Consider the following 7,180-nt stretch of genomic DNA (forward strand, 5'->3'; position numbering starts at 1 on the left):
GGGACGTTCTACCAACCGCCGGTGGCCCGGGCGGCTTGACAATCCCATAGAAGCACCCCCCCGGCCCGCTGGGGCACCCGGCAGCCGTGGTGAACTAGATTCGGCTCCGAGGCCGCCCGGCCGGCTGATGCCGGGACGGCAACCGTCGGCGCGGCCCCGGCCGGCGGACGGACTACCAGCGCCGGCCGGTTCGGCCGGGTGGCGGCCGGATGTGGAAGGAGACCTATGGTGCACGACGCCGTGGACCCCAGCACACTGCCCAATGGCATCACCGCCCTGGGCAACGAAATCTTCGCCATCGACACCCGGATGGCGGGCTATCCCGGCATCACTTCCAGTTACCTGATCCGCACCGAGCGGCCCTGCGTCGTAGAGGTGGGCACCGCCGGCTCGGCGCCGGTGCTGCGCAATGCACTGCAGGCGCTGGGAGTGGGTCCGCACGATCTGGCCACCGTTGTGGTCACCCACATCCACCTCGACCACGCCGGCGGCGTCGGCGATATCGCGACGATGTTCCCCAGCGCCGAGATCGTGGTCCACGAGCGGGGTGCCCGACACCTCGCTGACCCTGCGCGCCTGATGCGCAGCGCACGCATGGTCTGGGGAGACAAGCTCGATGTCCTCTTCGGCGAACTCCGCCCCACCGACGCCGACCGCATCCGTGCCGTGGCGGCGACCGGGGAGGTCGAGCTGGGCGGCGGGCGCCGACTCGTCAGCCACTACGCTCCCGGCCACGCCAAGCACCACGTCGGTCTGGTCGACTCGGCCACCGGCGACCTGTATGTCGGCGACGCTCTCGGCGTCTACAACCCCGCCACCGGCGATGTCCGGCCGGCCACGCCGCCGCCCGACTTCGACCTGGAGTCCGCGTTGGCGTCGTTGCGCCTGTTCGGCGACATAGCGCCGCGGCGGCTGCTGTTCTCGCACTTCGGAGCGGTCGATGCGGTCGGCGAGACCTTGGAAAGCGCGGAAGTCGAGCTGCGGGAATGGGTCGAGGCGGTGCGCCAGGCTCGCGCCGACTCCCCCGATCTCGACCACGCCGTGGCGATGGTCCGCGAGCGCGTCGCCGACCGGTACGGCACGTCCGCAGGTTCGGCCTCGCCCGAGTCGGCGGCGGTGATGGACGTGCTCAGCGGGGCGCAGAGCAATGTCGCGGGCATCGCGCACTGGCTCGACCGGGTCGCCGCCGACCAGCGCGAGGCGGCCGCAACCGGTCAGGACGGCACCGGCTGAGGCAGCGGCGGTCCCGCCGCGCAGCGGATGGGCCGCACCGGTTGCGCAGGCGCCCGGTTCAGGCGGCGCCGGGCAGCCCCAGCACGCGCAGCAGATGGGCATAGATGCCGTCATCCCAGGACAGATCGCCGGGCAGCACGTCGAACTCGCGGACCTCATCGGTCTCGAACTCGCCGGTCAAGGGCTCGCATGCGGCCACCTGCGCGTGCGTGACGACGGTGGTGTGGCCGCCTGCGAGGACGTAATAGCCGTCGACGTGCACCTCGGCAAGCTCGACTCCGGCTTCCTCCCGTGCCTCGCGGCGCGCCGTGGCCTCGATGTCCTCGCCGGCTTCGGCGTGGCCACCGGGGAACTCCCAGGCGCGCCGGCGGTGGCGCACCAGCACCGGGCGCTCACCGCGGAACAGCAGGCACACCACCGAGTCGTGGCGGTCGGGCAGGCGGCCCAGATGCACTGCGGCGCCGTTCAGCGGCGGCGGGGACGTCATCGGAGCCGCGCCGCGGCATCCCGGTGGTCACCGCGGGCGCGGGCCGCCGCCGCGCCTCTCCGCGGGGGCCGCCCATGGCCCGAACGGCGGCTTCCGATAGCCTGCGCTGCAGCTTTCGGGGTGTCGTCCCCGGGGGTGAATCTGCAACCGTACGCTCGTGGAATCTCTCGTGGAATTCGGGAACCTCCTGCTCAGCCGAACTTTCACGACTGACGTGACCTGGGATGATTTGGACAGATACCGAGCCATACGGCAGGGTTGGCTGGGCAGAGTCGCAAGACTCGCATGGTGTGCCGGGAAGTCTGGTCGGCGAATGTGCTGCTACGCGTAAAGACGACTCGGGAGTTCTACCATGGTGAGGAAGACGGGTGTGCACGCGCTCGCCGATGCACTTCGCAAGGATGCCGTTGGCGGCTTCCTACTGATCGGCGCGGCGGCGGTGGCGCTCATCTGGGCGAATTCGCCCTGGTCAGGGCTTTACGAGACGATCCGCAGCTTCCACTTTGGTCCTTCGCAGCCGCTGCACCTCGACCTCAGTATCGAGCATTGGGCCGCCGACGGGGTCCTGGCGCTGTTCTTCTTCATCATCGGAGCCGAACTCAAGCAGGAGTTCGTCCACGGTGAACTCCGCAATCCGCGCCGGGCCATGCTGCCCATCGTCGCGGCGGCCGGGGGCATGGCTGTACCCGCGCTGGTCTTCGCCGGCTTCAACTTCGCCAACCCCGAGGCCCTCAGCGGCTGGGGCATCCCCATGGCGACCGACATCGCGTTCGCGCTCGCGGTACTGGCGATCATCGGACGCAACCTCCCTCCCGCGCTGCGCACGTTCCTACTCACACTCGCCATCGTCGACGACCTCGGCGCGATCCTGGTCATCGCGGTCTTCTACACCGACGACCTGAGTTTCCTGCCGCTGATCGGCGCGCTGCTGCTCCTGGTGGTCTTCGCCTACCTGCAGCAGGGGCGCGGCCTGGCCGCCGCCCTGGACCGTTCGCCCGTGCCCAACTGGCTGGTCTACGTGCCGCTGGCCTTGGTGATCTGGGCGCTGATGCACGAGAGCGGTGTGCACGCGACCATCGCCGGCGTGGCCATGGGCATGCTGATGCGCAGCACCATCGCCGCGGGCGAGTTCGAGTCGCCGCTGCACCGCACCGAACACATGCTCCGCCCCTGGTCGACCGCGCTGGCACTGCCGATCTTCGCGCTCATGTCGGCCGGCGTGGCGTTCGGCGACTTCGGCCGGATGGTCACCGACACGGTCGCCTTGGGCGTCTTCTTCGGCCTGATCACGGGCAAGATCGTCGGCATCCTGGGCGGTGCGTGGGTCACCACCCGGCTCACTCGCGCCGAACTCAACCCGACACTGAGCTGGTGGGACATAACCGGCATGTCCATGCTGGCCGGCATCGGCTTCACGGTTTCGCTGCTCATCACCGAGCTGGCCTACCCGGGTTCGGCAACAATGCTCGACAACGCCAAGGGCGGCGTACTGCTGGCCTCGTTGGCCGCGACCATGCTCTCCTGCAGCGTGCTGCTCTGGCGGAATACTCACTACCGCAGGCACGGGGTCCCCGGCGGAGCCGAAGCGCACAGCGGCTGAACGGCCCCGGCGGTCCCCGATCCGGGCCGAACGCAGGGCGGAACACCGCAGCGGCGCACAGGTGAACAGTGCGTTAGCCAGGCATGGCCAGGCGCCTTTGGGGTACCTTGACCATGTTCAGCGTGTTCCGCCCACCCAGAATTGCGCGTCTCCCCCCGGAGTGCCTCGATGCTTCTCGGTCGACCGGTCGGCCGCCGCCGCGGCCCCGGCCTCCTACGGGCACGAACCGGGCGGAGGCTCAGCGTCCTGGCACTCCTTGTGCTGCTGGCTCCGATCGGCTGCGGCGCCCCGGTCGAGGCGGGCGAGGACGGCACCATCGACACCGTCGTGGGAACCGGCGAGCCCGGTTGGCTCGGCGGCGGCTACTCCGGCGACGCGGGCGCTGCACAGGACGCGCGGCTGAACGCTCCCGGCGCGCTGGCTTTCGCCGCCGACGGCACCCTGTTCATCGCCGACACCGACAACAACCGCATCCGCAGCGTCAACCCCGACAGCGGCACCATCAACACGGTCGCCGGCGGCGGCACCAGGGACTGGGCCCAGACATCCAGCGCCACGGCTGCGGCGCTGCCCAAGGTCACCGACCTGGCGGTCGACCCTTACGGCCACACCCTCTACATCGCTTCGATGCTGGAGAACCAGGTGGCAGCGGTCGACCTCGCCGAAGGGAGCCTGGAGATCCTGGCGGGCCGCGACGACGGCGGCGCCGCCGACCTCAAACCGCGGCAGATGAACGGCGTGGGCGGCCTGTGGTGGCCCACCGGCGTCGACGTCGGTCCCTCGGGCACCCTTTACATCGCTGACAGCGGCAACGGCCGCATCGTGGCTATCACTCCCCACCAGGCCCGCGATGCCGGGCACCCGGAGTCCGACCACGTCCGGGTCGTTGCCAAGGTAACCGCACCCAGCCCTGCGCCCTCGGCCAGCAGCAGCCGGCCCGATGGTAGCGGTGCGGCCAGCGGCAGTGGTGGTGCAAGCGATGGTGGTGACGGGAGTAGTAGCAGTGGCGGCGACGGCGGAGACTCCAGGGCTGGGCCGACCACCCAGACGGACTTCAGTCCGCTCGGCCCGATTGCCGCAGGCAAGGACGGTGCCGTCTACTTCGCCGACGCAACGGCAGGGCTGAGCAAGATCGACCCGGACGATCACACGGTCACCAACACCTGGGACCCGCGCCTGCCACCGCATCCGGAAGCGCTGGCCGTGGAACCCGAGGACGGCACAGTGCTCGCGGCCGACGCCGCCAACAACCGCGTCCTCGCATTCGTACCGGGCAAGCCGCGTCCGATCACGCTCGCCGGCAACGGCATGCACGGCTTCGCGGGCGATGACGGACCTGCCGAGCAGGCCATGCTCGACTCCCCCGGCGGAATCGCCGTCAGCCCCGGCGGGGACCTGTACATCGCCGATACCCACAACCACCGGATACGGGTGGTACACGGCATCCGCGCGACCATCGGCACCCCGCCGACCTGACCGCTCGTTGCCGCTTCAGCGGTCGGAGCCGGGCTCCGGTGTCCCGTTGGACGCGCCGGGACCGGTGGGATCCGTGGAGTCCGCGGGTTGCAGGGATTCGGCGGTGTCAGCGGATTCCGTGGCGTCCGTGAGTTCCGTGCTCGCCGGCGACTCCGGCGACTCCGGCGACTCCTCGACAGTCTCAGCCGTCTCGGGCGCTGCGGTCGACTCCGTCGTCTCGGCCGGCTCCGCTACCTCTGCCACCTCGGCGGCCTGCGCAGGCTGCTGCTCCGGCTCCTCATCGACCTGGGACGACAACACCCCCGCGTCCTCGGCGGGCCGTTCCTGCTTCACCACGGGCGGCGGCACTGCGCCCTCGATGCGCTTCTTCTCGTCCTCGTCCGGCTCCTCGGCTTCCTCCGACGCGTCGAAGGGGTCCTCGGCGTCCGTCCAGACGACGTCTTCGCCAACGTCGACGATCGCGACGCCCTCCAGCTCGGCAAGGCGCTCGTCGGCGTCGGTCATCCCCTCGCGGTCGACCGAAGAGGCCCGCGCGAAGTACTCCCGGGCATCCTTCCGCCGACCGGCCTCAAGGAGGGCGTCAGCGTAGGCGTAGAAGAGCCGCGCGATCCACGGACGGGCGCGCCGCTCCTTCAGCTCGGGAACCTGCAGCTCAACCAGTGCGGCCTCGGGCTGCCCCAGATCACGCCGGGCGCCGGCCGCGACGATGCGCAACTCGATCCGCTCGGCGGCTTCCAGCTTGGCGCCGGCCGGGTCGCGGGCGATCTCCAGGGCCCGCTCCGGGCGCCCCAGCCCGCGCTCGCAGTCGGCGATCAGCGGCAGGATGCTGTCGCGCCCGGTCATCCGGCGGGCGGCCCGCAGGTCGGAGAGCGCCTCTTGCCACTTCCCGACCGTGTAGGCGGCGATCCCCGCTGCTTCGCGCACCACGCCCATCCGCGACGCTTTGCGGCGGGCGAAGGCCGCGTGCTCGTAGGCGCGCTCGGGATCCTCCTCAAGGAGCCGACCGGCCATCGCCATATGCCGACCGACGAGCTCTGCGAGGGTCCGGGGCATCGTGCCCAACTCGCTGCGGATCTCCTGGTCGAGCTCAGTGACGGCAACGTCGTCCGGGAGCGCGGGCGCGGGATCGCGGGATTCCCGCTGCGAACCGACCGAACGCTCCCGTCCGGCCTGGGCGCCACCCTTGCCACCGCCCTTGCCGGCGCTCGGCCCGCGCTGCGGGCGGCCGGCGCCATCGCGGCGGTCCCGGTCGGGGCGGCCACCGGATGCGCGGTCGCCCGAGCCGCCACGGCGACGGTCGTCACCACCACCGCGGGGCTCACGGTCGCCACCGCGTTCGCTGCGCTGAGGCGCCCCATCGCGGCGGGGTCTGCCCGCACCGCCGCCGGCGCCTGCGCCGGAACCGCCACCGGACCGGAAACCGCCGCGGTCGCCCCGGCGATCGGAGGATCCGCCACCGGTTCCCCGCCCGGCCTGACCGGAGCCGGAACCGCGGCCACTGCCGCCGCCGCTACTGCCACCGCTGCCACCGGCATCGCGGCCCCCACGGAAGCCACCCGAACGGCCGCCGCCCCGGTCCGCACCCGAACGGGGGCGTCCCGCGTTGCCTCCACCCCGGCCACCACTCGGACCACCGGAGCGTTGACCGCCTCCAGTGTTGCGTGCTCCCGAGCTGTCTCGGCTCCCGCGGCTTTCGTCAGTCATGCTTCCGTCCGTAAACAGTCAAAAGCGCTGCCACTTGCCAGTAGCAGCGCGTTGTTCATCCCAGGCTTTCACTCTACGGCATCTGACCGCCGCAGCCGCCCGTCCAGGCACCCGGCCGGCGGGAGCGGCGTCACACAACCGCCGGCCGACCGGTCCACCGCGTCCAGGCTGCTCGGCGGCGGGGTGCGGCTTTGGTTCGCTGTGCGGCCTTGTGGTCTGCCGGGCGACGGGTCATCTGCACTCAAAACCAGCACCGAGGACGGCGGAGGGTCCAGGCGGGCGCCCGCCTGCCCCGCATACCCGATCCCGGGGCAGTGTTCGGCAACGACCCTGCGGAAATGCCGGCACCCGGCGCCGGATCCCCGAATCTCCGCAGGATCGCCGACCCGCCCCCACCCAGGCATAAAAAAAAGGGGGCGGACCCCAAAGGACCCACCCCCAAACTTCACAAAAAAATGCGGCGGCAACCTACTCTCCCACCCCCACCATGAAGGCAGTACCATCGGCGCAAAGAGACTTAACGACCGGGTTCGGAATGAGACCGGGTGTGACCCTCCCGCTATAACCACCGCAAACCAAACACCCCAACCAACCACCACACCACCCCCAAAAAAAGGAGGCCACCCATGCGGCAATCAACCAGGGCAAAACCCGTGAACAATGTGCGCGAACACCCAGCA

5 protein-coding genes and 1 rRNA gene are annotated in these 7,180 nt (G+C 70.6%); 3 read left to right on the forward strand and 3 right to left on the reverse strand.

Translation table 11 applies throughout. The features are described from left to right. Positions 1-225: 225 nt before the first annotated feature. Complete coding sequence (locus ACYVD5_RS06700; protein ID WP_461000045.1) at positions 226-1,233, forward strand: MBL fold metallo-hydrolase; 1,008 nt, start codon at positions 226-228, stop codon at positions 1,231-1,233. 58 nt (positions 1,234-1,291) lie between these two features. Here the strand turns inward: ACYVD5_RS06700 and ACYVD5_RS06705 are convergent, their stop codons facing one another. Then, the gene (locus tag ACYVD5_RS06705) at positions 1,292-1,720 is read right to left on the reverse strand and encodes an NUDIX domain-containing protein (protein ID WP_461000046.1); all 429 of its coding nucleotides are present in this window, start codon (positions 1,718-1,720) and stop codon (positions 1,292-1,294) included. A gap of 352 nt (positions 1,721-2,072) precedes the next feature. Here ACYVD5_RS06705 and nhaA point away from each other — a divergent pair, with 352 nt between their 5' ends. After that, on the forward strand, positions 2,073-3,320 hold the full coding sequence (gene nhaA, locus ACYVD5_RS06710; RefSeq protein ID WP_461000047.1) for a Na+/H+ antiporter NhaA: 1,248 nt from the start codon (positions 2,073-2,075) through the stop codon (positions 3,318-3,320). A 258-nt stretch (positions 3,321-3,578) separates the two neighbouring features. Next, positions 3,579-4,796, forward strand: coding sequence for an NHL domain-containing protein (locus ACYVD5_RS06715; protein WP_461000048.1), 1,218 nt, complete (start codon positions 3,579-3,581; stop codon positions 4,794-4,796). Positions 4,797-4,811: 15 nt separating this feature from the next. Here ACYVD5_RS06715 and ACYVD5_RS06720 read toward each other — a convergent pair whose 3' ends face one another. Both ACYVD5_RS06720 and rrf read right to left on the reverse strand, forming a co-directional pair. Continuing rightward, positions 4,812-5,849, reverse strand: a complete 1,038-nt coding sequence (locus ACYVD5_RS06720; RefSeq protein ID WP_461000049.1) for a hypothetical protein — start codon at positions 5,847-5,849, stop codon at positions 4,812-4,814. 1,106 nt (positions 5,850-6,955) lie between these two features. Next, positions 6,956-7,073: ribosomal RNA gene (gene rrf / locus ACYVD5_RS06725) — 5S ribosomal RNA — on the reverse strand. Between the last annotated feature and the right edge of the window lie 107 nt (positions 7,074-7,180).

Source organism: Streptomonospora sediminis, from assembly GCF_054778995.1.